Below are 26,828 nucleotides of genomic sequence, written 5' to 3'. Positions count from 1 at the left end.
CCGCCGTTGCCGATCTGCAGCGTGCCTGCGTCGATCAGCGTGTTGCCGGTGTAGGTGTTGTCGGCAGCGAGAATCAACGCGCCGCTGCCGTCCTTGGTCAGCTGGCCCGTCCCGCCGACGGCACCGGTCAGCGTCAGGTCGGCATCGTTGAGGAACCGGCTGCCCGTACCGATCGTGACGGCACGGCCGGACGAGAACGCGGCCGTGTTTTCCAGCACGCCGTTGTTGATGGTCAACGCGCCGCCCGCACTGCCGAGATTGGCATCGCTGGAGACGAGGACACTGCCGGCGTCGATGGTGGTGCCGCCGGCATACGTGTTGGTGCCGTCGAGCGTCAGCGCACCGGTGCCGGTCTTGGTCAGGCCGCCATTGCCCGAGATCGTATTGGTGAGATCCAGATCGTCCTGCGTCTCGAAGGTGGCGCCGCCCTGGTTGACCGCCACCGCACGCGCGGTAGCCATCGCGGCCGTAGTGCGCAGTGTGCCGCCGTCGAAGGTCAGTCCGCCGGCCGCGTCGCCGAGGTTGGCGTCGTTAGCCACCTGCAAGGTACCGTCGTTGATCGAGGTTCCGCCGGTGTAGGTATTCGCGCCGTCGAGCACCAGCGTGCCGAAGTCGTCCTTCACCAGGCCGCCCGTACCGAGCAGGTCGGCGTCGATCGTTGCCGTCATGCCCGTGCCGGCGGCGGTGCCGTCGCCCACGCGAATGATGTTCGACGCACCGTTGAGGGTGATCGCATCGCCGGTAACGGTGTAGCCGTCCACGGCAAACTGCATGCCGGAGCTGTTCACCGCCCCAAGGGTGTCGTCCACGGTGACCGTGCCCGCCGCACCCATGAAGATGCCGAACTCGCCGTTCTGGTATGGCGCGTTGTACTGACCGGTCTGGTCGGCCCAGTTGCTGTTCCCGGCGTCGTTCTGCCAGACGCCGTTGCCGCCGTCGACGGTATTGTTGCCGTGACCGTTCGGACCGTCCCAGAAGTTCAGCGTCAGTCCGTTGCTGTTGAGCAGGTTGACCTGATGCGCCGCCGAGGTCTGTACCTGATAGCTGCCGCCGGGGTTCGTACCGATGTCGAGGCCGTTGTCGGCGAGCGTGCCGTCGTAACTGATGATGCGATACAGGCCCGGGCCGAAGCTGCCGCCCGGCGTCGCGCTGAAGTCGAGCCTGCCGTCGAGGGAGAGGTTGCCGTGCACCACGGTCAGGTCGTTGAGCGGCCCGCCGACCACGTCGGGCTGGCCGAACTGGTACTTCAGCGCCGACGCCGCATCCAGCGAGAGGTTGCCGCCGATCGTGAGCGTGCCGGCCGCGCCGCCGGCATCGCCCGGGTTCAGCGTGCCGCCGGTGACCGTCACGTTGCCGCCAATCGTGCCCTTGCCACCCAGGGTGGCGCCGGCGAGTACCGTGGTGGCACCCGTCGCCGCGGTCTGGTCACCGTCGACGATCAGCGTGCCCGACGCCACGGAGGTGGCGCCCTTGTAACTGTTCGCTGCGGTGAGCACGGTGGTGCCGGTGCCGGTCTGGCTCACGCCACCGGTGCCGGAGACGAGTCCGGCGAACGTGTAAGTGTCGGAACGATCAAACGCCAGGGTGCCGTTGTCGGCAACGTCGCCCACGATGCTGCCGCTGGTGCCGCCATTGCCCAGTTGCAGCGTGCCGCCGGTGATCGAGGTACCGCCCGTGTAGGTATTGGCAGCCGTGAGTACGGTCGTGCCCGTGCCCGACTGGCGTACGTTACCGCCACCGGAAATCGTACCGTCGAGATCGAACGCGTCGGAACGATCGAAAGCCAGCGTGCCCACGGCCACGGTGATGATCGCGCTGCCGATATTGCCCGTGGTGCCACCATTACCCACCTGCAGCGTGCCGCCGTTGATAACGGTGTTACCGGTAAAGGTATTGGCGCCGGTCAGCAGCCAGGTGCCGCTCCCGTTCTTGGCGACGGTGGTGATTCCGCCGGGACCGTCGGTGATCGAGCCGCCCATCGTGTTGTCGCCGGTGTTGCTGCCGCCCAGGCCCAGGGTGCGGTTGCCGGTACCCGTGGAGGCAGCCGCACCGGTGTTGGCGAAGACGATGGCGCCCGTGCCGGACGATTCGATGACGCTGCTGCCCGCGGACAGCGTGAACAGGCGATCGGTGGTATCGCCCGCACCGGTGTAGCGCAGCGTGGCGCCGTTGCCGATCACGAGGTTGGCCGCAGCGCCCGTCGAGGCGCCGATACTGCTTGCCTGGCCGCCGTTGGTGAGATGGTCCACGCCCAGCACGCCACCCGAGATCGTCGTGGCACCGGTGAAGGTACTGGCGGCGTTGCGCAGGATCCACGTGCCCGTGCCGGTCTTGCCCAGCGACGTTTGCCCTGTGCCGTTGTCGGTGATTTGCGCGGCGAGGCTGTTGTCGGCCGTGCTGGTACCGGTCAGTGTGACCTTTTGTGCCGTGTTTTCGAGGCTGAAGTCGATGGCACCGGTGTTGGTGAATTGCACCGCGCCCGTACCGGTCGCGCTTAGCGCGCTGGTAGCCGATGGTCCGAGAGTGAAGAGACGGTCCGTGGAGCTGCCGGTGCCCGCGTATTCGAGCGTGCCGCCATTGAGCACGAGATTGCCGGTGTCGGCGCTGGAAGCACCCAGCGAACTGACTACGCCGCCGTTCGCGAGGCAGTTCACCGCCAGGGTGCCCGCACTGATCGTGGTGATGCCGTCGTAGTCGCTGTTACATCCGCTGAAGAGCTGCCGATAGGTCCCTCCCTTGACGACGGCGCCCATCCCAGAAACTTTACCGGCGAAATCGGCAGTGCTGCCGCCCGTTGCGCTGAAGGTCATGGTCGCGCCGCCGAGCAGTACATCGCCGCCCGCCGCCCCACCACCGATCAGCGCACGGATGACGTTGTCGTGACCGTCGAGATCGAGCTTCGCACCGGTAACATTCTCCATGGTCATGTTGCCGGTGCCGAACGCCTGGTTGGAAGCGGCGCGCAGCACGCCTTGGCCGACTCGCGTGCCACCGGCGTAGGTATTGGTTCCCGTCAGCAGCAAGGTACCGTCGCCGCCCTTGACGAGACCACCGCTGCCCTGGACCACGCCGGTCACCGTCAAGGTGGTTGTGCCGCTCAGGACGCTGATCCCACTGCTACCCGCAAGCAGGATATTCCGGTCGGTGCTTACGTCGGCTCCGCTATAGGCGAGCCATCCACTATTGATCGACAGGTTGGCGGCAGCGCTGCTGGATGCGCCGATACTGCTGTTCTGGCCGCCATTGGCCAGACAATCGACCGTCAGCGTGCTGCTGGCGATAGTCGTCGGACCCGTATAGCTGTTACCGCAACCACTGAGGGTCTGCACCGATCCGGATCCGGCGAACACGCTGCCTGCGCCGCTGATCGTGCCGGTAAATGTGCCGGTGCCGCGAAGCTCCAGCACGCCCGTGGCCGCACCAAGCGTGACATTGCCCGCGCCGTTGAGTCCCGTCACCCAGATCGCATGGCCATCCAGATCGGCCGTCGCACCGGCAGCCACGGTCAGCTGGCCTGCTCCCGCACCGTTGGCCGCCCCGCCGAAGGCCTGGTTGGAACCCGCGCGCAACGTACCGGCGGTGACGGTATTGCCGCCGGTGTAGTTGTTCAATCCGCTGAGCACCAGGGTGCCATCGCCATCCTTGAACAGGCCGCCGGCACCCGTGACGATGCCGCTTACCGTCAGATCGGTTCCCCCCTGGGCCACGTCGACCCGACCATTGCCACCACCCAGCGTGAAACCACGGTCGGTGGCCGTGGTGGCGCCGGTGTATTGCAGCGATCCGCCTCCTTGGAGGATCAGGTTTGCGGAATCGCTGGTCGCCTTGCCGAGACTGCTGGCCTGCCCACCATCGGCCAGCGTCGCAATGGATAGCTCACCGCCGGTGACGGTCAATGGCCCGACGAAATCGTTGTTCGCGTTGGTGAAGGTGAGCGTGCCGTTGCCGGCTTTGGTGAAGCCCGCATCGTCCGGGCTGGTGACCTGGCCTGAGAAGGTCAGATCCGTGCCAACGTCGACCTGGATCGTCCGCGATGGGCCACCGTTCACCAAGGTGAAGCCACGGTCGGTCGAGGCCGTGGCACCCGTGTAGTGCAGCATGCCATTCTCAAGCACCAGGTTTGCTGCATCGGCCGAGGAAGCACCGATGGCGCTTGCAGCGCCGCCGTTGGCGACACTGTTGAAGTTCAGCGTGCTGCCGCTTACGGTCGTCACGCCGGTGTAGGTATTGCTGCCGATCAGAACGACGCTGCCGGTGCCGGAGCCGCCCACCGTAAAGCTAGTGGGAGTGCCGTTGTCGACGATCGTCGACGCCACGCCAAATGTGCCGGTGCTGTTCTGCTGCACACCGAGGGCGCCGCCCCCGGCGCCTCCACTCAACGAGCCGCCCTGGATCGTCTGCCTGCTGCCGCCGACGGTCGAGGTCACGATGATGGTGCCGTCGACGCCCAGCAGGTTGCCCGCGCCAACGTTGACCGTCGAATTGGCCAACGCCGTGTACTTGAGACCACCAAGCGTGACATTGCCGTTGACCGTGCTGAAATAACCCGTGTTGGCGTTGCCGCCGGCATCGCTGACGATATCGTCGTTCAGCCACTGGCTGGCATCGTCCTTGTTGCTGTAATCCGCGAAGGCGGTGATCACACCGCCGGTCACCTGCGCATAGTCGCTCCCGTTGACCGTGGCCCAGCCGCCGAGCGCGCCGTCGGCATGGGTGGTGGTGATCGTCGCGCCCGTGTTGTAGCCGAAATCGATCAGGCCACCGGTGCGATTGATGCCGCCGAGGGCCAGTGCGAGCGTGCCGCCGGTACCGGCCGTCGCATTGATGCGATTGTTGCCGGCCGTGACGTTGAGCCCGCCGAAGCCCTGGCTGTTCGCCGCGCTCTTGCCTGTCACCGTCAGCGTGCCTCCACTCATGGTCAGGGCGGACGCGCTGCCGATGATATTGGAGGTGGGCGCACCGGCGCCCGTGAAGTCGAGCGCCAGGGTGCCGCCGCCGATGGTGGTGGCACCGGTGTACGTGTTGCTGCCCGTCAACGTCTGCGTGCTTGCACCGAGCTTGGTGAGAGAGCCGGCACCGACGATGCTGCCAGCGTACGTGGTGCTGCCCGAGGTCGACTTGAGCGTGAGCGAACCGCCGTCGATGTTCAGCGTGCCGCCCGTGCCGGCCAGCGACGGCGCGAACATGTCGACGCCTTGCATGTCCAACGTGCCGCCGTTCACGATCAGGCCCTTGGAAACACCCAAAGCGTCCGCGTTACTGGCGACGAGCGTTCCGCTCTGGACGGTGGTCGTACCCGCATAAGTATTCGCGCCGCCCAGGGTCCAGGTGCCCGAGCCATTCATGACCACACTGCCGACGCCCGAAATGACGCCCGAAAACGAATTGGCCCCGGTATAGGTGCCACCTAGCGTGAGCGCGTCGATACCACCCGCTGTAAAGCTCGCGGCACCGCTCAGCGCGAGCCCGCCGGAAGCACTGTCGTTTGCAATCGTGCTGGTGGCTCCGTCGATCGCGAAGGTACGGTTGGCACTGGCGACGCCTCCGGTATAGCTCAGGATGCCGTTCACGATGCCAATCGTGCCCATGGCGCTGGCACCGGTGCCGAACGAGCTATTGGTACCGAAATCCGCCAGCGTCGAAGCCTTCACTGTGATGCCGTTGATGGTCGACCCACCCCCGTATGAATTGCCGCCACCGAGGGTGATCGTGTGCCCCGCGCCGCCTATGTACTGGATGGTCCGGCCGGAATTGGAACTGATGGTGCCGCCCAGGTTGAAATCTGCGGTGTTCGCGTCGAAGGCCATCGACGGCGTCCCACCGTTGGCGGCGATGTTTCCATTGAGGGTCAGGGTGCCGGTGCCGGCGTTTCGCAACAGGTTTCCGCCGCTGGAGGTGTTGTTGAATACCCAGCCGCGGTCTGAAGTGTCTCCGTCGCCGGAGTAAATGAGGGATCCACCCAGACCACCGCCCGCACCCACCGTAATAAGACCGTTGGCGGTCGTAGTCGGTGCGCCGAGCGAGCTGGCCTCGCCAAGGTTGCCGATCGACGTGAAGCCGAAGGTACCGCCGGGGCCGAAAATCGTCGGCCCAGTGTAGTCGCTCGCTGCGTTGCTCAGGGTCACGCCGCTGAGAGCCGTGATACCACCCGCTCCGGTAAAGCGCACCGTCGAGAAGCCGCCTCTGACGCTGACCTGGCCCGTTCCCGTGATCGTCACTTCGCGCGTTCCGGCGAGGAAGTTTGTCGCAATCAGGCCCGTCCCCGAAGTGGCGTTCAGCTTGTTCGCCGCATTGCCGAGCGATGCGTCGGTGTCGACGCTCAGAGTTCCGGCGAGAACGTCGATGTCACCGGTGAAGGTATTGGTCCCGGTCAGGCGCAACTGGCCGCCTCCGGTCTTCGTCAGCCCTGCAGTGCCCGCCACGATCGAGTTGATGGTGGCGGCGCCGGCGGCGACGGAAACGGTCGGCGTGGCTCCGCCCAGCGTCAGCGTCCCTCCGTTCAGGCTGTAGCCGTCAAGGCCGAAGCTGAGGTTGTGCGCGGTGATGGGCGCACCCAGCGTGACCAGGCCCGCGTTGCCGATGAAGAAGGCATCGTCAAGCGCACTGTTGTTCCATGCGACGAAGGGACCGGCGACGCCGTCGCTGGACGAGTTCCAGTAAGCCGTCGTGGTGTTCCATGCACCGGTACCACCGTTGCCGTTAGCACCCAGGTTTACGTCCCAGTACCGGTTGGCAGCGAAGGCGTGCGGGGTGTAGAACGCGAACAGCGCCGCGAATAATCCCGCACTGAGAGCGCCGGCGCGACGCAGCGTGTGCGAAGAACTACGTTCGTCGACGCTCGCACCGCCGCACCCACGTCCCTTGCCATGGCGCGACGCCAGCTCGGAGGCCACCACCCAGGTGTTCAGTTCCCTGGACCACACGATACGGAATACGCGGTTCATCACTTTCCCCTGTCGGACACACGCGAGTTCCGCGCGCAGCGAGTGCACGCGGAACGAATAGATGGCGGTCGGGGGAGCCGGCTAATGCCAACGTGAAGGTGCTGATGGATGCATGGCGATGTCGCATCTGACCTTACGGCTCCCTGGCAGTGCCTGCACATTTCGGCAAGCACCCGCCTACGCGACTCGTAGCAGCACGAGTCGAGCGGCAAATGGACGTGGAGACGCCCCCCTGTTACGCAATCATCATACAAATAAATAATGTTCGTGGAAGCTATTCGCTACGAAAAAGGTGTCGTGCGTCACAGAAATGACTGTGCAGACGGTGCAACCCGAAGATATCGGCCCGCTTCTACGCCTCTGCGCCCCGCAACGACGGGATGCCCTGACGACCGTTCGCGTCGCTACGAATCCACACAGGACGATCGCTGGCGTTCGCCGCACAAACTTGCGCCTCGTTCACGCCCGGACGATCCCCCCGGTCCGAACATACGGGGCTTGATCTTTGCCGGAGCCCGTCATGAGCAAGACCGTAGGCGATTTCCTTCTCGACCGCCTGAGCGAATGGAAGGTCCGGCGCATCTATGGATATCCGGGCGACGGCATCAACGGCATCATGGGAGCGATGGGCCGCGCAGCAGAACGCTTCGACTACATCCGCGTTCGCCATGAGGAAATGGCTGCCTTCATGGCGGTTGCGCATGCCAAGTTCACGGGTGAGGTGGGCGTCTGCCTCGCTACCTCCGGTCCCGGTGCCATCCACCTGCTCAACGGCCTCTACGACGCGAAGATGGACCATGTACCAGTGGTCGCCATCGTCGGGCAGCAGGCGCGTTCCGCCCTCGGCAGCGACTACCAGCAAGAGGTGGATCTCCAGGCGCTCTTCCGCGACGTCTGCAACTACGTCGAAACGGTGGTCAGTCCGGCGCAGATGCGGCATGTCGTCGATCGGGCGTTCCGCATTGCGCAGGCCGAGCGTGCGGTAACCGGCATCATCGTGCCCAACGATCTCCAGGAAATGCCCGCCGTGCCCAGCCCGCCCCGGGCGCATGGCAGTGTCTATTCCGGCGTGGGCGAGGCACCGGCACGCCCGGTTCCATCCGACGAGGAACTGCAACATGCCGCCGACGTTCTCAATGCGGGTTCACGGCCCGCCATACTCGTCGGCGCCGGCGCGCTGGGCGCGGGCACCGAGGTCGCGCAGATCGCGGGCAAGTTGCAAGCCGGCGTCGCCAAGGCCCTGCTCGGCAAAGCCGTGTTGCCCGACGATCTGCCCTACGTCACCGGATCCATCGGCCTCCTCGGTACGAAGCCGAGCTGGGAAATGATGGACAATTGCGACACCCTCCTCATGATCGGCACGACGTTCCCGTATTCTGAATTCCTGCCGGAAGACGGCAAGGCACGCGCCGTGCAGATCGACATCGCACCGCGAAACGTTTCCATGCGTTATCCGACGGAGGTAAACCTTATAGGCGACAGTGCCGGCGTGCTACGCCGGTTGCTACCGCTTCTGAAACAGCGGACCGACACGGAATGGCGCGAGCGCATCGAGGTAAACATCCGCAAATGGTGGCGGGCGCTGGAACTCAAGGCAATGCAGCCGGCCTCGCCGATCAATCCGCAACGGGTCTTCTGGGAGCTTTCGTCGGCCCTTCCCGATCGCGCGATCATCACTGGCGACAGCGGCTCCCAAACGAACTGGTTCGCGCGCGACATGAAGGTTCGCGACGGCATGATGACCTCGGTGTCGGGAAAGCTGGCGACGATGGGCAGCGGCATGCCTTATGCCATCACAGCGAAGATGGCCCATCCCGACCGCCACGTGCTGGCCATCGTGGGCGATGGGGCCATGCAGATGAACGGGAACGCGGAGCTGGTGACGGTCAAGCAGTACTGGAAGCGCTGGGCGAATCCTAATTTCGTCGTGATGGTCCTGGTCAACCGTGACCTCAACCAGGTTACGTGGGAGCAGCGCGCGCTGGCAGGCGATCCCAAGTTCGCGGCGGCGCAGGACGTGGAGGATTTCCCGTATGCCCGTTACGCGGAGATGCTCGGCTTCAAGGGCATCCGCGTCGAGAACCCCGATGACATCCTGGACGCCTGGCGCGAGGCGTTCGCCGCCCCCTGCCCGGTTGTCATCGAGTTCGTCACCGATCCGGATGTGCCGCCACTTCCGCCACATATCACCCTCGCCCAGGCGAAGGCATTCATGACCTCGCTCGCGAAACGTGACCCGGATACGCCCGGCATCATCAGGCAGACCTTGCGTGAGGTATGGGCGGGCTTCGGGGGAGCCTGATACCGGTTATCGGCAAGAGACACGGCGTGGCGCGGCACGCACGGTGCGCTCCACCGTGCTGTCACGCGGTTTTTACGGAACGCTCCGTATTCGTGGAAATCCTGCACCGCTGGCCAGGTCATCAGGCGCCCTTATGAGAATCGCGCAAGTTGCCCCTCTGTACGAAGCCGTTCCTCCGCGGCTCTATGGGGGCACCGAGCGTGTCGTGTCCCACCTGACCGAAGCGCTCGTCGCCCAGGGGCATGACGTCACCTTGTTTGCCGCCGCCGACGCGGTGACCCAGGCACGGCTGTCACCGGGTCGCGACCAGGCGTTGCGCCTCGATCCCACGCCCCTGAAATCGGAGCTTGCCGCCCACCTGAGCATGCTGCACGACCTGAGGGAGCGCATCGATGAATTCGACGTGGTGCATTTCCATACCGACATGCTGCACTTCCCGTTATTCGAGTCGCTGGCGGAGCGCACACTGACGACCCTGCACGGTCGTCTCGACATGAAGGACCTGCCCGATACATATCGCCGATGGCATCGCTATCCGCTCGTTTCAATCTCCCAGGCGCAACGCGCACCCATGCCGTTTGCCCATTGGTTCGGTAACGTTCCGCATGGCCTCGATCCGGCGTCATACGAGATGCCGGATCGGCCGAAGGGCGACTACCTGGCCTTTCTCGGCAGGATAGCTCCAGAGAAGCGTCCCGATCGCGCCGTCGCCATTGCCCGGGCCGTGGGCATGCCGCTGAGGATCGCGGCCAAGGTCGACGGCGCGGATCGCGACTATTTCGAACAGGCCATTCGCCCCTTGTTCGCCAGCCCCGATATCGAGTTCATCGGCGAGATCGGCGATGACGAAAAAGCCGACTTCCTCGGTCACGCCCATGCCGTGCTCTTTCCGATCGATTGGCCGGAGCCGTTCGGATTGGTCATGATCGAGGCCATGGCCTGCGGCGTGCCGGTGATCGCGTGGCGACACGGCTCGGTACCCGAAGTGATCGACGATGGCGTCACCGGTTTCATCGTCAAGGATCTTTCCGCTGCTGCCCATGCCGTCTCGTGCGCGGGTGCGCTGGACAGGCGGCATATCCGGCAGGTTTTCGAGCAGCGCTTCACAGCACAGACCATGGCGCTGGGGTATACCGAACTCTACGAACGCCTGGGGCGTCCTCTCGGCCTGGAAGCGGATGCCTGCCTCACCAATGCCTGAGGTGGAGATGCAAGACTATTCGCCGAATATCACGGAACCCATGTCGGAGGCGCACGCCACCGTCTCGCAATTCGCCCTGAAGGAGGGTGACAGCTTCCTTGTTGCCGATGCGCACGGCAACGTCACGGGTAACGGCGATGGCTTCTTCCGAAACGACACGCGCGTGCTTTCCTCCTTCGTGCTCACGCTGGGTGATGTTCGCCCCTCGCTGCTTTCGAGCGGAGTGAGCCAGGACAACCTCTATTTCACCGCTCACCTTACCAACCAGCCATTGCCGTCACTGGGCTCGCCGACGCCGCAGGGAGTGGTGCACGTGGAGCGCAAGCGCTTCCTTTGGGAAGGGCGAATCTTCGAATTCATCCGCCTCGTCAATTACAGCGACGTGACGACGCGGATTTCCCTGAAGTTGCGTTTCGCCGCCGATTTCCGCGACATGTTCGAGGTTCGCGGGGAAACGCGCACGCGTCGCGGCGAATTCCATACGCCGGAGTTGTCGTCGCGAAGCGCAGGTTTCGCGTACCAGGGCCTCGATGGCGTGCTTCGCCGCGTTTCCATCGACTTCTCGCAGGATCCCGACGAACTCGCTCCCAATCACGCCACCTTCGATGTCACACTCGCGGCGCGTGGTGCCTGGCAGTTGTACCTGGAGGTCGGCCCGTGCGGCGCCGAACCCTCGAGGCCCCGCTACCGGCAGGCAGCCGCCCGCGCGTGGCGCCACCTTCGACTGCGGCGGCAACGCGGCGCGTGGACCGCCGCATCCGGCCGGCTGTTCCAGTCGTGGCTGGACAAGTCGCACGCGGATCTCGCGCTGCTCACGACCGACCTGCCGACAGGGCCCTACCCTTACGCCGGTATTCCCTGGTTCTCCACGCCGTTCGGTCGCGACGCCATCGTGACCTCGCTGCAGACGTTATGGCTCGACCCGGGACTGTCTCGCGGTGTGCTCGCCTTCCTGGCCGAACACCAGGCTCGCGAAACCTCCGCGTTCTATGATTCGCAACCCGGCAAGATCATGCATGAGACACGCAAGGGCGAGATGGCTTCGGTGAACGAGGTGCCCTTCAGCCGGTACTACGGCGGTGTGGACACCACGCCGCTGTTCGTGATGCTTGCGGGCGCATATGCCAGACGAACCGGTGACCGCGCATTCGTCGACGAGCTCTGGCCGTCGCTGCTGTCGGCCGTCGGATGGATCGAAACGAATGCCGGACTCCATCCCCACGGACTTATCGCCTATGAGCGGGGAGAAACCAGCGGCCTGGCGAACCAGGGCTGGAAGGACAGCCACGATTCGGTCTTCCACGAGGACGGTAGCTCCGCGGAAGGTCCCATCGCGCTCGTCGAAGTTCAGGGCTACGCGTACCGGGCTTACCGCGACATGGCCGAAATGGCGGACTGGCGGGGAGAGACGCAGGCCGCCGAACGGTGGCGGGGCCTGGCGAAGACCTTACGGGATACGATCGAGCGGTTGTTCTGGATCGAGGACATGAGGTACTACGCCCTCGCACTGGACGGCCGGCAACATCCGTGCCGCGTACGCAGCTCCAATCCCGGGCACCTGCTGTTCGCGGGAGCGATACGGAAGAAACGCGCCGCGGCGGTCATCCGCCAACTGACCTCGCGGGCGCTGAGCAGCGGCTGGGGCGTGCGTACGCTTGCGGTCGAAGCGGCACGGTTCAATCCGATGTCGTACCACAACGGTTCGGTCTGGCCACACGACGTCGCCCTGTGTGCCGCCGGCATGTCCCGCTATGGCGACCGCGACAGCGTGGTTCGCATCCTTGCCAACATGTTCGAAGCCTCGGTGCACTTCGGCATGCGCCTGCCCGAACTGTTCTGCGGTTTCGAGCGCGTCGTGGGCGAGGCGCCCATAGCGTATCCCGTCGCCTGTCTTCCGCAAGCCTGGGCGGCGGGAAGCATCTTCATGCTGCTCGAAGCCTGCCTCGGGCTCCACATCGATGGGCGGCGTCGGCGGTTGCTCATCGACCGGCCCTCCCTCCCCCTGGGTGTCGATCACCTGCGGATACGGAAACTTCCCCTGGGGGACCGCGCCGTCGACCTGCATTTCCACCGCGTCGATGGCCGCGTGCTTGCCCTTGTGGAGCGGCAGGCCGGGGCCGAGGGCGTCACCGTGGATGTACGGGTGTGAGGATGAAACGCCCCGTACGTTTTATGTGTCAGCGTCGTTCGATCTCTGACCGTTGACGGCAGGCGGTGGAATTTCCTTACTCCAGCGCGGCGAGCCGTTCCTGCACAGCCACGTTCGGTTTCAGCTCTTGCGCGGGCGGAAGAATCACGGTTTCCTCGGCTGTCAGTTGCGTATGCGGCAGGTCGCGCAAGCCCACGCGGCGGATGCGTGCCTGTTCGATGGGCAGCGTCGCCGCGCGGTAGAGGATGATTTCATGGTCGAGGGGATAATCTGCGGCCAGCACGTCGACCAGCACCTGCCGATGCTGTGAGCCGGTGGAGAAACGTTTCAACGAGCGATCCCCGACCACGCCTACCTGCCAAAGCACGAGATACCCGGTGACATCGATCCGGCGTTCGTAGAAAAGCAACTGGCTGGCTTCGAAATGTTGGCAGCCGAAGCGACCCGGATCGATGCCGAGATCGGCATACAGGCAGTCCTCGGCCGAGATGCCTGGCTCCATGTGGGCTTCGAAGCCCTCCACCCGCGCTACCTCGATCGCCTTGTGCGGCGACCAGGCGAAAATGCCGGGATGCCCGTAGAACACGCCACACGCACGTTTGCCCGCGCGAACCTCGGTCATCATGACGTCGACCCACTCCCGGTAGGTCCGCATGCGTGACTTGCCTTCCCGGTAGTAAGGCTGGAGGCTGCGCACGTCCGGGTGCATGCCATGCAGCCAGGCTTCGACGATGCTGTCGGAGAGTGCCGCGAAAACCACGTCCGCCTGCTCGATATGGCTGCGCGCCAGGGGCGTGAGGTGCGAGCCCAGGGTCATGCCAAGGCCGACACAGGCGAGGCTGCCAACACCATGGTGTTGGGGAGGAAGCGGAAGCGGCGTATTCATCGCGCGATAGTAGGCCATGTTGCCCACGTCGGCTGGCCTCCTCGAGGACATGACCACCTTCGTGCTCGCGGGACTCGATGCGCTGGCGGCATCGCCGGCCGGCGGACCGGCCGGCGCGCCTTAAGCGGCGATCACTGCACGGCGAGGCCCTGTGTCCCGGAGAACGCCGAGAACACCGGCGTTTCCCCGAGCGGTACCAGTTCGCCATCCTCACGCACGGCGAAGGCGCTGACACCGCCGGTGCCAGGCGTATTGACGTACAGCGAGCGGCCATCGCTGGAGAACTTCACGTCCGTGGGCGCATGTCCTGCGCCCAGGTTGGCGGCGACGCCGTCGGTCGTCATGGGTGAAAGACGTCCATGGCCATCCACGCGGAAGCCGGTCAACGTACTGGAACCCGCGTTCGCCGTGAACGCATAGTGGCGATTGGCGTCGAGCCAGCAGGTCGCCGCCTGCCCGGTAGGAACCGATTGCGACACGACGCGCAGGTCGCCATCGCGTTCGATGGTGTAGGACGAAACGGCGTTCGCACCGGCTTCGGCGATGAGAAGATTGTCCTGATCGTCGAAGGTGAAGCCGAAGGCGGCCGTGTCCCTGGACAGCGTGATCTCGGGATCCTTCGCAAGCTCGCCGGAACGGTCGACGGCAAACATCTCGATGAAGCCCTTCGCGCGGGAATCCTTGACCGAAACGGCGAGCCACCGCCCCGTGCGATCGAACTGGAGCTGAGTCGCCGTGTTGCCGACGTTCGGCTGGTTGCCCACCAGGGCTTCGTCGGTGCCGATGAGGCGGGTGGAACCGTGCACTTTCGAGAGCGTGCCGAAAAGACCGATCCTGAACCCAGTGACGTTCGCCTGCCCCGCGCTGTTCAATACATACAATTCGTTCCCGTGCTGGGCGAGACTGACCGGATAGGTTCCTCCCGAATCCGTGACGTCGATGAGCAGCAGGCGGTCACCCAGGACAAGGAAAGTGGATACCTCGTTGCTGCCGGCGTCCACCGCGAAGAGGAAGTGCCCGTCGTCGCTCAGAAGCAAGGCGTTCTGCGAGCCCAGCGGATCGGGCGGCGGTGCGGTTGTACCCGTACCGACACCCCTGCCACCCGTGCGGAAGACACCCACCTTGTCGAGGCGGCCGATGGCATCGCGCTTCAGCACCGCCACGCTGTTCAGGCCCTTGTCGTTGGACATGACATAAACGTGCGAGCCACCGTGGGAGCCGAAGCCGAAAAGGTCGGCCTGCTGGGCGGACGCGGCCGAGGCGCCCGCTGTCGTTGTGATGAGCGCCATCGCGAGTACGTGCAGTTTGTGCATGACTATCTCCAATGATCCCCGCGTATGCGGGGGATACAAGGAGTTCGTCGGGAGAATGCCGGTAGGTTACGCGACATGCCCGGAATGGGACCGGATTGGCAAAAAAGCAGTTGCTTGCAAGGCGTACCGCCCGGCGATCACTAGAATATGAGGCTCGCCCGGCAACTTTCGCCAAGGCTGTCATGGACGGACAAGTTCTGATCCCTGGTGTCCTTGCTACCATTCGTTTCTTTGGGAACGAATCGTGGTCCATTATTCAGGCCCCCTGCTGACGCGCGACCTCGCGAACGCACTGTCGGCTGCCCGGGATGCCGGTACCACGGAGTGGACCGGCTCGCTCGACCTCGGCCGCACGACGGGCACCGCCGTGCTGGGAGCCGACCGCTGGCGGTGGAAGGATCACGAATATCCCTATCCGGCGCGCCTGAAGGATCGGACCATCCATTATTGGGATGGTGAGGACTTTATCGGCGCGTCACGTTTCTCGGGTTCGCTCATCAAGCTCGTGCCCACGCCGTGGGGAGTGCCTACTTTCGAGATCGACGGCATCAAGATGCTGCCTACGTCGAAAGAGTCGCCGGTCGACGACGCGCGGCGCAAGGTCGCGCTCGTGGAGCCTCGCGGCAAGTCCGTCCTGGACACATGTGGAGGGCTTGGCTACTTCGCGGCCTGCTGTCTTGAATCCGGCGTGGGCAGTATCCGGTCGTTCGAGAAGAACGAGGACGTGCTGTGGCTGCGGACGCTCAATCCCTGGTCGCCCGAGCCTGGCAATCCGTCGTACGGCGGGCGGCTGACCCTCACGCATGCCGACGTCTCGCAGGCGATCGGCGGCATCGGCGACGCATCCGTGGACGCCTTGCTTCACGATCCGCCACGCTTCGGGATCGCCGGCGAGCTCTATTCGCGGGCGTTCTACGAACAACTGGCCCGAGTGCTGCGCCGTGGGGGGCGCCTTTTCCACTACACGGGCAGCCCGAACAAGCTCACCAGCGGCCGCGACGTGCCTCGGGAGGTTGCACGACGACTTGACATATCGGGCTTCAAGGCCGAGCTGGCGCTCGACGGGGTGCTCGCCACGCGCCGTTAGGAAGACGCGACGCTCCAACTCCGGCCGGCACGCCCCGGTCCGTGAGAGAGGTATGCCTGGTGGGAGTCTGCGCGTGTCTTTCACGTCGGTTGCGGTGTGCTCTGATTTTCGACAGAGCAAACCGCGAGGTCCCTATGGCCGAAGAAGAGTCCCGTTCCGCGCTTCTGATCCTGGATGTCTTCAACACGTTCCAGTTTCCCGGCGGCTGGGCAGAACGCAGCGAACGCACGCTCGCCCACCTGTGGGAAACGTTCGATATCGAAAGCCCGCTTTCGGCGGAACTGCAATCTCGATAAGCACCGTGTCGATCCCCACGATGGAGGTTTACGAATGACGGACACGTTCTTCAGGCGGAATGGCTTGAGCCTCGTGGTCCTGGCGATGATGCTCGCCGCCTGGTCGGCCCAGGCCGTCACCGGTCATACCGCTCACAACCAGGAACCTGTCTTTTGCCATTGGAGAACCGGGACGGGCTTGCGGTATATTATCTCGGCGGGCCAGCTCGCCCCGGTGTCCTGGCCGTCTCGCCAGAGGCGTAGAATTGCTGCTTTCTACCTGGAACGGCGCCTTGGCCTTCCCCTATTCCCTCGTCATCTTCGACCTCGACGGCACGCTCGTCGACAGCGCGGCCGATATCGCCGAATCCGTGAACCGCACCCTGCGCGACTGGAAGCTTCCGACCTACGGCACGCCGCAGATCACGGGCTGGATCGGCGAGGGCTCGCGCAAGCTCATTACCTCCGCATTCCGGCACGCCGGCAGCGATGCCGATATCGACAAGGTCATGCCTGGATTCCTCGAGCATTACGCCGAGACGGCCCTCGATGGCATCGCCTATGACGGCGTGGTCGACACGCTGGCAGCATTGCACGCCGAAGGCGTGAAGCTCGCGGTGTGCACGAACAAGAACGAGGAATTCGTTCGTCCCCTGCTGGCGGCTCGCGGGATCCTGTCCTATTTCGACGGCATCGTCGGTGCCAACACCTTGCCGGAACGCAAGCCAAGCGGTGTGCCCATGCGCTATCTCGCGACGCAGGCCTATGTGGATATCGACAAGGTCCTGGTGGTCGGCGATTCGGAGAGCGACGTGCTTGCCGCCCGCGATGCCGGCATGGACTTCGTGCTGGTGAGCTACGGCTATCGCAAGTCGCTGGACCTCCACACCGCCGGTGCCGTCGCCGTGATCGATCGCATGCCCGACCTTTTGACAGTGTCGGGAAGCGACCGGCTCCACGAGGTCAGTTGACGCGGGTCGCCGCGATGGATGCCTTGATCAGCGCGAGTATGCGTTTCCCGCGACACATGTGGGACGAGCAAGCGGCTGGCGCAGCGCCTCCAGCCGGGCTTGGGACAATGCCGATTCCAGCTGGGCGGCCTGCAACTGGCGCGCCTGCCCTTCCCGATAACGATCGAAAAGCCAGACACCCAGGATGATGACCACGTAGAAGAAGAGTTGGGTGGGCACCTCCATGAGGTCCGGACGATGAAGTCCCCGCCGGCCCTTATACCAGAGCCGGCGGGGCTATCGGATCACGCAACCCGTCGCGGCAGCACCCAGTCGGGGCGGATGAAGTGGCAGGTGTAGCCGTTGGGGTACTTCTCCAGGTAGTCCTGGTGCTCCGGCTCGGCCTCCCAGAAGGGGCCCACCGGGGAGATCTCGGTTACCACCTTGCCCGGCCACAGGCCCGAGGCGTTCACATCGGCCACGGTGTCCTCGGCCACGGCCTTCTGCTCGTCGTCGAGGTAGAAGATGGCCGAACGGTAGCTGGCGCCGCGGTCGTTACCTTGACGGTCCATCGTGGTCGGATCGTGGATCTGGAAGAAGAACTCCAGCACCTTGCGGTAGCTGAGCGTCGCCGGATCGAACTCGATCTCGATGGCCTCGGCATGGGAACCGTGGTTCCTGTAGGTGGCATTCGGCACGTCGCCGCCGGTGTAACCCACGCGGGTGGAAATCACACCGGGCTGCTTGCGGATCAGGTCCTGCATGCCCCAGAAGCAGCCGCCGGCGAGGATGGCGCGGGACGTGGTCATGCCGCACCTCCCTTTTCACCGGCGAACAGGCTGGCGTACTGGCCGTAGCCTTCCTTCTCCAGATCGGCCACGGGAACGAAGCGAAGCGATGCGGAGTTGATGCAGTAGCGCAGGCCACCGCGGTCGCGCGGGCCGTCGGGGAACAGATGCCCCAGGTGGCTGTCGGCATGGGTGGAACGAACCTCCGTGCGGATCATCCCGTGGGTGCCGTCGTGCTTCTCCAGGACATGCGCCGTTTCCAGGGGTGCGGTGAAGCTGGGCCAGCCACAACCGCTGTCAAACTTGTCCAGGGAGGAGAACAACGGCTCGCCGGAGACGATATCCACGTAGATGCCAGGCTCGTGGCTGTCATGGAATGTATTGTGGAACGGGCGCTCCGTCGCGCTTTCCTGGGTCACCCGGTATTGCTCCGGGGTCAGCTTGGCAACGGCTTCGGGCGTCTTGCGATAGTCGGACATGTGTAGGAGCCTCCTGATGAAACTCCCTCCATAATGCGGTCAAAGCGTGGCGATGCAACGGGCCCGGGGACCCTCGAAAGAGTGTTTCTAGGTCGTGCGGATATCGGCATCAGTCCGCCAGCGCGCGGTCGACCATGGCCTGGGCTTCCTCGAAAATCGCGCGAAGATGCTCTTCGCCACGAAAACTTTCGCCGTACACCTTGTAGATGTCCTCGGTGCCCGAAGGCCGGGCGGCAAACCAGCCATTGGCCGAGATCACCTTGATGCCGCCGATTGCCTGTCCGTCCGCCTTGTTCGTCACTTCGGTGATCGCATCGCCGGCAAGCGTCGACGAGGTGACCTGTTCGGGCGCGAGCTTCGACAGCTTTGCCTTCTGCGCGTGGTTCGCCGGCGCGTCGATGCGCGCATTGGCCGGGTTGCCGAGCTGGGCGGTGATGTCGGCGTAGACCTGGCCGGGATCCTTGCCGAGGCGCGCGGTCATCTCGCCGGCCAGCAGCGCCGCGATGATGCCATCCTTGTCGGTGGACCACGCCGAGGCATCCTTCGCAAGGAACGATGCACCGGCGCTTTCTTCGCAACCGAAGCCGAGGCTGCCGTCGTAGAGACCGGACACGAAATATTTGAAGCCGACCGGCACCTCGCGCAGCGGACGCCCGAGATGGGCGGCGACGCGATCGAGCAGCGCCGTGCTGACGGCGGTCTTGCCTACCGCAGCGTCAGCACGCCAGCCGGGCCGGTTCTGGAACAGGTACCACGCCGCCGTGGCCAGATAATGGTTCGCAGGCATGAGACCCACGCTGGGCGCCACCACGCCATGGCGGTCGTGGTCGGTATCGCATGCGAAGGCCACGTCGAAACGGTCCTTCAGGCCGATCAGGCGCCGCATGGCGTATGACGAGGAAGGATCCATGCGCACGCGGCCATCCCAGTCCAGCGACATGAACGAGAACGTGGGGTCGACCACCTCGCTCACGACGGTGAGGTCGATGCCGTAGCGCTCGCCGATGGCGTTCCAGTAATGCACGCCGGCGCCTCCAAGCGGATCGACGCCCATGCGGACGCCGCTTGCACGAACGACTTCCAGGTCCAGCACGTCGCCGAGATCCCCGACATAGCGCTGCAGGAAATCGTAGTCGTGTGTGCTCGAGGCCTTGCACGCCTGGGCAAACGGCGTGCGCTTCACCTCGCGCAGACCGCCCTCGATGAGCGCGTTGGCACGCGCGGCGATCCAACCCGTGGCGTCGGTGTCGGCCGGTCCACCATGCGGGGGGTTGTATTTGATGCCGCCGCTGTCGGGCGGATTATGTGAAGGCGTGATGACGATGCCATCCGCGAGGCCACGATCGCGGCCACGATTATGAACGAGGATCGCGTGCGAGACCGCGGGCGTGGGCGTGAATTCGCCGCCTGCCGACACCTGCGTCGCCACACCGTTCCCCGCGAGCACTTCGAGCGTGCTTTCGAAGGCAGGACGGGAAAGCGCATGGGTGTCGATGCCCACGAATACGGGGCCATCGACGCCGACCTGCGCGCGGTAGTCGCAAATGGCCTGCACGACGGCCAGCACATGCCACTCGTTGAACGAGCGATCGAACGACGAGCCGCGATGTCCCGATGTACCGAAGGCAACCCTCTGTTCCGCTACCGATGGATCGGGCTTCAGGTCATGGTAGGCGGCCAGAAGGGCATCCACGTCGACTGGCTGGCTTTCCGTGGCAGGTTTGCCCGCAAGCGGGCTGATCATGGCACTCACCGATAGCTCTCCTTCGACTGCGATATCCGCAAGCATACGATGTGTTTTGAGATTTCTTCCATGTCCCCGGACACGCGGCATGGTTATCGTGCTTTTACAGGCGCAATCGCTCGATGTATTCGAAGATCTCCGCATCCGTATCCAGTCGAAGTTTCCTCATCGCATTCGACTTCTGCTGGCTGATGGTGGAAAGTCCGCGGCCCGTCGCCCTGGCGATGTCGGTGACGCTGTTGCCGGCGGCGAACAGGCGCAGGATCTTCAGTTCCCGCGGGGAAAGGTCGGCCAGCGTGCCCGATTTTCCAAGTGGCGCACCGGGCGGCGCACCGATCACTTCGCGTACCGAGGCTCCCAGGTAGACATGGTTCGACAGGATTTCCATCAGGGCCTCGGGAATTTCCCTGGTGTCGCCCGACTTGCCGATAAGGCCGAGCACGCCGGTACCGATGATTTCGCGATACAGCGCGGAGTTCGCAAGGGTGGTGATCACCATCACGGGAAGTCCCGGGTACGCCTGCCGCACGTCGTTCAACAGGGCGAGCCCATCGCGTCCGGGCGCGGGCATGCTGAAATCGGTAATGAGGGCATCGCAGGGCGTCGTCGCGAGCAATCCCAGCAATTCGTCGGGCGATTGCGCCTCGGCCACGACGGTGGCGAGTCCGTCCTTGGCCAGGGCCAGGCTGAGGCCCTTCAGCACCACGGGGTGATCGTCCGCCAGAATGACGCGGTAGACCATGAGTGATCCGTCCTATCTTGCTTGTCCAGTCACCGATGTACCGGTCTCGAATACCATCGGTGGAGCGCAGAGTTGAGCATATCGCGCATCCTGATGCCACTGCGCCGGCGCATTTCGGCGTGGCTTGCCGCGTGTACCCGCAGCGAAACCCGTGATCGTGCGCGGTTGGACGGGGGCCTTCCCTGCGTGCTTTCGCGCCTGGCCGAACGCTACGCCGCCAAAGCACGCGCGCGGCGCATGACATTCGAGATCGAGGTGGATCCCGCGCTTGCACGGGACCTTGCCGGCCCCTTTCCAGCACTTGAGGACGTGCTGGCCGTGCTGCTCGATCGCGCGATGGAGCACGGCGCTACTCACATGGCATTACACGTGGACGTGGTGGGCGACGGCGTGGCGGGCCAACTCCTGCATTTCACGGTTGTCGACAGCCGCGGCGCATGCGCACGCGACTGCGCCCGGCTGCGCGCGGCCGCAGCGACCGTCGCATCGATCGGCGGCGTGGTGCATACCGAAAGCGGCCCGGATTTCGGTGACCGGGTCATCGTGGAACTCGCGTTCGACCTTCCATGCGCACCGCCGCACATCGACGTGAAAGCGTTGCGTGACACCCTTGGCGGCGAAGCCGCGCTGCGCGAGGTGGTCGTCGCGCTCGACCGGGCTTTGTGCAGCGACCTCGCCGACCTCGATGTCCTGCTCGAAAGTCCGGGCGTGGGAATGCTCCAGGCATGGCTGCATCGCGTGTCGGGCGCGCTCGGCATGGCCGAAGCCAGCGAGCTCTCCCGGGTCGGACTCACGCTGGAGCGCGAACTGGAAAATGGACGCCGGGCGCACATCGACCGCGCCATCAGGCGCTTCGCCGACCATGCCTCCGGCGTGCTTCGCGTCCTTCGCGAACAGGTCCCGGCATCAGGCTATAGTCCCGAGCCGTGAACATCGATCCCTTGCACGACTTCATCGACAGACACCAACGTCTGTTCGTGGTGACCGGTGCCGGTATCAGCACCGATTCCGGCATTCCCGATTACCGCGACGGCCAGGGCGCGTGGAAGCGAAGCCCGCCGATGACCCTGCAGGCTTTCATGAGCGGCCCGCCCGCACGTGCCCGCTACTGGGCACGCGGCATGATCGGCTGGCGCCATTTCGCTTCGGTGGAACCCAACGTGGCGCATCATGCCCTGGCGACGCTCGAACATGCCGGTCGCATTGAGTTATTACTCACCCAGAACGTCGACGGCCTCCACGAGGCCGCTGGCAGCCTTAACGTCGTGGACCTGCACGGCCGGCTCGATCGCGTGCGCTGCATGCAATGCGGCGACATCACGCCGCGAACCGGCATGCAGCAGCGGCTGGAGGACGCGAATCCGACCTGGATGGCCCTGCAGGCGACGATAGCGCCCGACGGTGATGCGGACCTCGAAGGTGTGGATTTTTCGGACTTCAGGGTTCCGCCATGCACCGTCTGCGGGGGCATCCTCAAGCCCGACGTGGTCTTTTTTGGCGAGAACGTGCCCCGTGCCCGCGTGGACATCGCCTGGGCACACGTGGGACGTGCCGACGCCATGCTCGTGGTCGGGTCCTCGCTGATGGTCTATTCCGGCTACCGGTTCGTCCTGGAAGCGTCACGCCGTGGCCTGCCCATAGCCTCGGTGAACCTGGGTGTCACCCGGGCCGATGTCCTGCTCACGCTCAAGGTCGAACGCTCCTGCGCCGAGGCCCTGGCGCCTTACGCCTAACGGCGGTCGCGGAAGAAGCGGCGCAGCAGGTCGCCTGCCACCTCCGCCTCGAGCCCGCCAGCCACGTCCACGCGGTGGTTGTGCAGGGGCGAGATCAGGGTGTCGAACACGCTGCCGGCCGCGCCGGTCTTCGGGTCGGTCGCGCCGAACACTACCCTCGCCACGCGGGCGTGGACCATCGCCATGGCGCACATGACGCAGGGTTCCAGCGTCACGTACAGCGTGGCGCCCGGAAAGCGGTAGTTGGAGAGCGCCTGTCCAGCCGCACGCAAGGCCTGGATCTCCGCGTGGGCCGCCGGGTCGTTGAGCGCGATGTTGCGGTTCCAGCCCTCCCCCACCACGGCACCGTCCAGCACGAGCACCGCGCCCACCGGCACCTCGCCCTCCGCGTCGCGGGCATGCACGGCAAGTTCCAGCGCCCGCGCCATCCACGCGCGGTCCGCATCGGTAAACGATGCGCCGGCGAAGGGGGCCGGATCGGAGGGGAGCAGGTCTGTCATGGCGCGGATGGTACATCCAAGACGTCGAATCTTGGCCCTTTCCAGCGGCCCGTGGGCACGCGCAAGCTATCCTTTTCACAGGAATCCCCGTATGAGCAAGCGCATCGACTACATGAAAGTGGCCCCGGAGAGCGTCAAGGGCCTCCTCGCCGTCCATGGCTACATGAGCCATTCGAGCCTCGACCAGAACCTCGTGAACCTGGTCTACCTCCGCGTCTCGCAGATCAACAACTGCGCCTTCTGCATCGACATGCACTCCCAGGACCTGGTGAAGCACGGCGTGCTGTTCGAGAAGCTGATCCTCACGCCGGCCTGGCGCGAGGCCGGCGAGGTGTTCACCCCGCGCGAGCAGGCCGCCTTCGCCTGGGCCGAGTCGATGGCCAACGTGGCCGAGACGGGCGTTCCCGACGACGACTATGCCGCTGCCGCCGCCGAATTCAGCGAGAAGGAGCTAGTGGACCTGTCCGTGGCGATCGCGCTCATGAGCGCCTTCAACCGCATGGGTGTGGCTTTCCGCAACGCTCCCGGCGCCGCGACGAAGCTTTCCCAGGCAGCCTGAGATCCCGTCGCCGAATGGCCTGCCGCATGACCTTGCGCGTAGACCGTCCGGCGGATAGCAAAGCCCGCAGGTTCGTACGACCCTCCCATGGAGACAGGGGACGCCTGGGGAGGGTGAACCATGCGACACGAAACCGGCGCGGCCAAGCATGCCGTGTGGCCCGAGGATGGTGCGGATTTTTCGACCCATGCCATCCATCGACTGCACCACGACTTTCACCTGCATCCGCTGTTCCAGCTTGCCGAGCTGGCGCAGCTGGCGCGGGAACTGGTGCCGCTGCAGCAGTGCCGCTTTGTCCGGCCTGGCCTGACCCAGGCGTCCGCCTTCCACCACGAGGCGAGCCACCCGGACGGCCGCGACATCGACGAGGTCTTCCGTCGCATGGAAGAGCCCGGCTCCTGGATCGCCCTCTACAACGTCGAAGCCATACCCCGTTATGCCGCCCTGCTCCAGGAAATCATCGACGGACTGCGCGAGCGCGTGGAGCGCGAGGAACCCGGCATCTTCGCGGTCACCGGTTTCATCTTCATCTCGGCGCCGCCATCGGTCACCCCGTTCCACATCGACCGCGAAAACAATTTCTGGCTGCAGCTGCACGGGCGGAAAACGCTGAGCGTGTGGGATCCCACGGATCGCGAGGCGATATCGGCCGCGCACGTGGAAGACTTCATCGTGAGCCACACCCTGCGCGAGGTACGTCTAAAGGACTCCTCGCGCCCGAACAGCTACGACTTCGACAGCGGTCCCGGCGACGGAGTGTATTTTCCGACCACGTCGCCGCACATGACGCGCTCCGACGCGGGCTGGGTCATGCCAGGCGACGGCGTGTCGGTATCCATTGGCGTCACCTTCTACACCAGCCGTACCTTGCGCACTGCGCGGGTCCACCAGTTCAACAGGGTGTGCCGCAAGTACCTCGGCATGCGCCCCACCTATCCGGGGCATTCGCACGCCCTCGACGCGGCAAAGGCACCCTTTGGTTACCTGCTGGCCGTGAGCCGGCAGCTCGCGCTGCGCGCCTTGACGGCGTGGGGTGGCATCCGCTCGAGGCAACGACCGGAAGAAGGCTGGCTCGGCGAGAAAGCGCCGCCCGGCTCCTACTGAGGTACATCTTCCCGCCGTGACGGCGTAGGCTTCGCACACCGTCACGGCACGAAGGCCGCATGAACAACCCAGCTAAACCCGGCGGCCTGCTCGGCGACACCGCGGCGCGTGACTACTCCGGAAAACTGCGTCTCTTCAATGCCTTTGCTGAACCGGAAATCCGGCGGGCGATAGCGGGCCTGGGGCTCACGCGCGGCATGCGTGTCCTCGATGCGGGCTGCGGCACCGGCGAGACACTGGGTTGGCTGTCCGGAGAAGTCGGGGCCGAAGGCGGCGTCATCGGCATCGACCTGGCGGGAGCCCATGTCGCCTCCGCTCGCGCCATGGCTCCGGCGAATGCGCTGGTCATGCAGGCTGACCTGACCGTACTACCGTTCGCCCCCGGGAGCTTCGACCTGGTCTGGTCGGTCAATACTTTCAACCATCTGCGGGATCCCCTCGCAGGGGCCACGCTCGCTGCGTCCCTGCTTCGCCCGGGCGGACGCATCGCGCTCGGCCAGAGCTCGCTACTCCCCGACATGTATTTCGCCTGGGATTCGCGGCTCGAGCGGCTGGTGAATGAAGCGGTGCGCCAGTATTACAGGGATCGTTACCAGCTGGACGAACGCGACCTGGCGGCGGTGCGTTCCCTTGTCGGGCTGCTTCGCGCCGCGGGGCTTCGAAACGTCACGGCGCAGACCGTGGCGATAGAACGCCTGTCCCCGGTGCGGCCGGAAGACGAGCGCTATCTCGTCGAGACCATTTTCCGCGACTCATGGGGCGAACGACTGCGCCCCTACCTTTCGGGTGAAGACTACGAAGCGCTGGAACGGCTCTGCGACCCTGGGCATGCGGACTTCGCGCTGCACCGTCCGGACTTCCATTTCCTGCAGACCTTCACGCTGACTGTCGGCGAGGTCAGCGTCTGAAGCATCCGGTGACGTGGTCGTCGACGATACCCACGGCCTGCATCCAGGCATAGGTGATCGTCGGTCCCACGAACTTGAAGCCTCGCATCTTGAGGTCCTTCGAGATGGTGACCGACAGGGGCGTCGTCGCGGGAACCGTCTTGCCGTTGCCACGGATCACCTTTCCGTCGGTGAACGACCAGCAATAGCTGTCGAAGTCCTCTCCGCTTTCGCGCATTGCTTCGTAGATACGCGCGCCGTTGATCGTGGCTTCGATCTTCGCGCGCGAGCGGATGATGCCAACATCGTCGAGCAGGCGCAGGATGTCCTTCTCGCCGAAGCGGGCCACCTTCGCCGGCTCGAAACCCTTGAACGCCTTCCGGAAGTTTTCGCGTTTACGCAGGATCGTGATCCACGACAGGCCTGCCTGGAAACCTTCCAGCATCAGCTGTTCCCATAGCATGCGGGAGTCGTGCAGAGGCACACCCCATTCCGTGTCGTGGTAGTCCAGATAAAGCGGGTCGGTACCGGCCCACGCGCAACGCTTCGGTTCTTTGCTCATGGAATCCTAGGAACACCAGGGACACTGGAACCGATTATCGCATCGGTTGACTCGCTAGTGCGAGGTCACGCGGATGCCAACATATACATTAAAGACGGCCACCTCATAGCACCGGTCCCTGCTGGCTAAGCTGTGCCGCTTGCGCAATCTCATGCGCGATCTGCATCCGCTGCTGATCGACCTGCTGGATCTGCGCGACCGATTGTTCCGGTAGGGGCGGTGCGACGGTCAGGTCGATGACAGCCGGCGTCGCCAGCCAATCCTTGCCGCGAATGTTGACGGTCATGCTCGGCTCATCTACGTGAATCGTGTCCAGGTTGCTGGCCGAAATGCGGTGCGCATGGCAGGCCGCCGTGAACTGCAGAAGACGATCTGGCGAGGCTTCGGGAATACGTTCCTGCAGGGCGCAGTACAGGGCATGCTTTTCGGCGCCCAGCTGACGCGGGTCGTAGTCATCCGGAGCCGATGGCTGCACCGCATATGGTTCCCGGACCGTCTCATGCCGGGTCGTCGGGTGGTCCTGGAAGACGTGCATGGCGGCGGACCATTCATCGGCGCTGCGCTCCATCGACCGGCTTCTCGACGCCACGACCGGCACCTCGCTACGCCGTTCCGGCCAACCA

22 protein-coding genes and 1 pseudogene are annotated in these 26,828 nt (G+C 64.7%); 12 read left to right on the top strand and 11 right to left on the bottom strand.

Annotation, left to right across the window (positions count from 1 at the left end):
• The coding region (locus VGM71_RS06250) for an autotransporter-associated beta strand repeat-containing protein (protein WP_331543098.1) at window positions 1-6,944 on the bottom strand (6,944 nt) is incomplete at its 3' end.
• 520 nt (window positions 6,945-7,464) lie between these two features.
• Here VGM71_RS06250 and VGM71_RS06245 point away from each other — a divergent pair.
• From VGM71_RS06245 to VGM71_RS06235, 3 genes are all read left to right on the top strand, one after another.
• Entirely contained in the window at window positions 7,465-9,246 is a 1,782-nt protein-coding gene (locus tag VGM71_RS06245) for a thiamine pyrophosphate-requiring protein (RefSeq protein ID WP_331543096.1), read from the top strand.
• Between the two features lie 133 nt (window positions 9,247-9,379).
• Window positions 9,380-10,447 (top strand): glycosyltransferase family 4 protein, encoded by a 1,068-nt coding sequence (locus tag VGM71_RS06240; protein WP_331543094.1) that lies wholly within the window; start codon window positions 9,380-9,382, stop codon window positions 10,445-10,447.
• The gene (locus tag VGM71_RS06235; protein ID WP_331543092.1) at window positions 10,425-12,596 is read left to right on the top strand and encodes an amylo-alpha-1,6-glucosidase; all 2,172 of its coding nucleotides are present in this window, start codon (window positions 10,425-10,427) and stop codon (window positions 12,594-12,596) included. The genes VGM71_RS06240 and VGM71_RS06235 overlap by 23 nt, the downstream gene beginning before the upstream one ends.
• Window positions 12,597-12,672: 76 nt before the next feature.
• On the opposite strand, the gene VGM71_RS06230 is transcribed toward VGM71_RS06235, so the two are convergent.
• Together VGM71_RS06230 and VGM71_RS06225 are read right to left on the bottom strand one after the other, a co-directional pair.
• A complete protein-coding gene (locus VGM71_RS06230; protein WP_331543100.1) occupies window positions 12,673-13,482 on the bottom strand; it encodes an SAM-dependent methyltransferase in 810 nt (269 codons plus the stop codon).
• 131 nt (window positions 13,483-13,613) lie between these two features.
• Window positions 13,614-14,795, bottom strand: coding sequence for a lactonase family protein (locus tag VGM71_RS06225; protein WP_331543090.1), 1,182 nt, complete (start codon window positions 14,793-14,795; stop codon window positions 13,614-13,616).
• 244 nt (window positions 14,796-15,039) lie between these two features.
• On the opposite strand from VGM71_RS06225, the gene VGM71_RS06220 reads away from it, so the two are divergent.
• The 4 genes and pseudogenes from VGM71_RS06220 (at window position 15,040) to gph (ending at window position 17,128) form a co-directional block, all read left to right on the top strand.
• Entirely contained in the window at window positions 15,040-15,882 is an 843-nt protein-coding gene (locus VGM71_RS06220; RefSeq protein WP_331543088.1) for an SAM-dependent methyltransferase, read from the top strand.
• Window positions 15,883-16,016: 134 nt separating this feature from the next.
• A complete protein-coding gene (locus VGM71_RS06215; protein WP_331543086.1) occupies window positions 16,017-16,178 on the top strand; it encodes a hypothetical protein in 162 nt (53 codons plus the stop codon).
• A 34-nt stretch (window positions 16,179-16,212) separates the two neighbouring features.
• Window positions 16,213-16,365 (top strand): annotated as a pseudogene (locus VGM71_RS17650) (DUF6766 family protein); the annotation flags it as partial.
• An 85-nt stretch (window positions 16,366-16,450) separates the two neighbouring features.
• Entirely contained in the window at window positions 16,451-17,128 is a 678-nt protein-coding gene (gene gph / locus VGM71_RS06210; protein WP_331543084.1) for a phosphoglycolate phosphatase, read from the top strand.
• Between the two features lie 27 nt (window positions 17,129-17,155).
• Here the strand turns inward: gph and VGM71_RS06205 are convergent, their stop codons facing one another.
• The 5 genes from VGM71_RS06205 to VGM71_RS06185 form a co-directional block, all read right to left on the bottom strand.
• On the bottom strand, window positions 17,156-17,353 hold the full coding sequence (locus VGM71_RS06205; RefSeq protein ID WP_331543082.1) for a hypothetical protein: 198 nt from the start codon (window positions 17,351-17,353) through the stop codon (window positions 17,156-17,158).
• Between the two features lie 59 nt (window positions 17,354-17,412).
• A complete protein-coding gene (gene msrA, locus VGM71_RS06200) occupies window positions 17,413-17,916 on the bottom strand; it encodes a peptide-methionine (S)-S-oxide reductase MsrA (RefSeq protein WP_331543080.1) in 504 nt (167 codons plus the stop codon).
• Window positions 17,913-18,374 carry a peptide-methionine (R)-S-oxide reductase MsrB gene (msrB, locus tag VGM71_RS06195; RefSeq protein ID WP_331543078.1) on the bottom strand — a complete coding sequence of 154 codons (462 nt, stop codon included), beginning with the start codon at window positions 18,372-18,374 and terminating at the stop codon, window positions 17,913-17,915. Before msrB ends, msrA begins: the two co-directional genes overlap by 4 nt.
• Window positions 18,375-18,483: 109 nt before the next feature.
• Window positions 18,484-20,118 (bottom strand): phosphoglucomutase (alpha-D-glucose-1,6-bisphosphate-dependent), encoded by a 1,635-nt coding sequence (gene pgm / locus VGM71_RS06190; RefSeq protein WP_345786172.1) that lies wholly within the window; start codon window positions 20,116-20,118, stop codon window positions 18,484-18,486.
• 103 nt (window positions 20,119-20,221) lie between these two features.
• A complete protein-coding gene (locus VGM71_RS06185; RefSeq protein ID WP_331543074.1) occupies window positions 20,222-20,860 on the bottom strand; it encodes a response regulator transcription factor in 639 nt (212 codons plus the stop codon).
• A gap of 186 nt (window positions 20,861-21,046) precedes the next feature.
• On the opposite strand from VGM71_RS06185, the gene VGM71_RS06180 reads away from it, so the two are divergent.
• Both VGM71_RS06180 and VGM71_RS06175 read left to right on the top strand, forming a co-directional pair.
• Complete coding sequence (locus VGM71_RS06180) at window positions 21,047-21,790, top strand: hypothetical protein (RefSeq protein ID WP_331543072.1); 744 nt, start codon at window positions 21,047-21,049, stop codon at window positions 21,788-21,790.
• Complete coding sequence (locus VGM71_RS06175) at window positions 21,787-22,593, top strand: NAD-dependent protein deacetylase (protein WP_331543070.1); 807 nt, start codon at window positions 21,787-21,789, stop codon at window positions 22,591-22,593. Before VGM71_RS06180 ends, VGM71_RS06175 begins: the two co-directional genes overlap by 4 nt.
• Here VGM71_RS06175 and tadA read toward each other — a convergent pair.
• On the bottom strand, window positions 22,590-23,093 hold the full coding sequence (tadA, locus tag VGM71_RS06170) for a tRNA adenosine(34) deaminase TadA (protein ID WP_331543068.1): 504 nt from the start codon (window positions 23,091-23,093) through the stop codon (window positions 22,590-22,592). The genes VGM71_RS06175 and tadA overlap by 4 nt on opposite strands.
• A 91-nt stretch (window positions 23,094-23,184) precedes the next feature.
• Here tadA and VGM71_RS06165 point away from each other — a divergent pair, with 91 nt between their 5' ends.
• The 3 genes from VGM71_RS06165 to VGM71_RS06155 all read left to right on the top strand — a co-directional run bounded on the left by VGM71_RS06165 (window position 23,185) and on the right by VGM71_RS06155 (window position 25,664).
• A complete protein-coding gene (locus tag VGM71_RS06165) occupies window positions 23,185-23,652 on the top strand; it encodes a carboxymuconolactone decarboxylase family protein (protein WP_331543066.1) in 468 nt (155 codons plus the stop codon).
• A 120-nt stretch (window positions 23,653-23,772) separates the two neighbouring features.
• Window positions 23,773-24,756 (top strand): JmjC domain-containing protein, encoded by a 984-nt coding sequence (locus tag VGM71_RS06160; RefSeq protein WP_331543064.1) that lies wholly within the window; start codon window positions 23,773-23,775, stop codon window positions 24,754-24,756.
• 59 nt (window positions 24,757-24,815) lie between these two features.
• The gene (locus VGM71_RS06155; RefSeq protein WP_331543062.1) at window positions 24,816-25,664 is read left to right on the top strand and encodes a class I SAM-dependent methyltransferase; all 849 of its coding nucleotides are present in this window, start codon (window positions 24,816-24,818) and stop codon (window positions 25,662-25,664) included.
• Here VGM71_RS06155 and VGM71_RS06150 read toward each other — a convergent pair.
• Window positions 25,654-26,205, bottom strand: coding sequence for a DNA-3-methyladenine glycosylase I (locus VGM71_RS06150; protein ID WP_331543060.1), 552 nt, complete (start codon window positions 26,203-26,205; stop codon window positions 25,654-25,656). The genes VGM71_RS06155 and VGM71_RS06150 overlap by 11 nt on opposite strands.
• 103 nt (window positions 26,206-26,308) lie before the next feature.
• Window positions 26,309-26,828, bottom strand: a 520-nt coding sequence (locus tag VGM71_RS06145; RefSeq protein ID WP_331543058.1) for a hypothetical protein, incomplete at its 5' end; no start/stop codon positions are given.

It is taken from the genome of Luteibacter sp. (assembly GCF_036499525.1).
In the GTDB taxonomy this organism is placed as follows: Bacteria; Pseudomonadota; Gammaproteobacteria; order Xanthomonadales; family Rhodanobacteraceae; genus Luteibacter.
Note: the sequence above shows the minus strand (reverse complement) of the source record. Positions and strands in the feature narration are given on the sequence as shown.